1 protein-coding gene is annotated in these 501 nt (G+C 64.7%); it reads right to left on the reverse strand.

The genetic code is table 11. The features are described from left to right. On the reverse strand, positions 1-501 hold a 501-nt coding region (locus EOA28_RS38030; protein WP_148671225.1), incomplete at both ends, for a TrbI/VirB10 family protein.

Consider the following 501-nt stretch of genomic DNA (forward strand, 5'->3'; position numbering starts at 1 on the left):
GTCGGCGCCAGGCGAGGCAATGTCCACCGACACGCCGTCGGAACGTATGACGCGGTTCCAGACGATGAACACACGCTTTTGCCCGCGCGCGATCCCGGAACGATACTCGCCGGTGAGCCGAGAGCCTTTCGGGATCAGAATGCGGCGGCCGTCGAGCGAATAGACGTCCTCGCGCGCCACCGCGCGAACCATGCCGGGCAGATCGGTGTTGATGGCGGTTTCCAGAAATCCGCGGATCATCGTGCCTTCGGGGATCAACGCATCAGTGCGGCGGAAAACCCGCGCCTTCGCCATCGCATTCGTATGGCTTTCTGATTGCGCGAGGAAAGCCTTGTTCGGATCGTTGTCGGCGCCCGGCACCGGAACAAGCTGACCGTCGGCGGCGATCTGCGCCTGGGCCCGCTGATCGTGCCCGGCGGCCGGGCTCGCTTGCTCACTGGTAATCATCTGGTTCGACCGCAGGCGCTCCCACATTGCTTTTTGGCGCTCGGCCTCCTCGGC

This window comes from Mesorhizobium sp. M2A.F.Ca.ET.067.02.1.1 (assembly GCF_004023285.1).
Classification (GTDB): Bacteria; Pseudomonadota; Alphaproteobacteria; order Rhizobiales; family Rhizobiaceae; genus Mesorhizobium.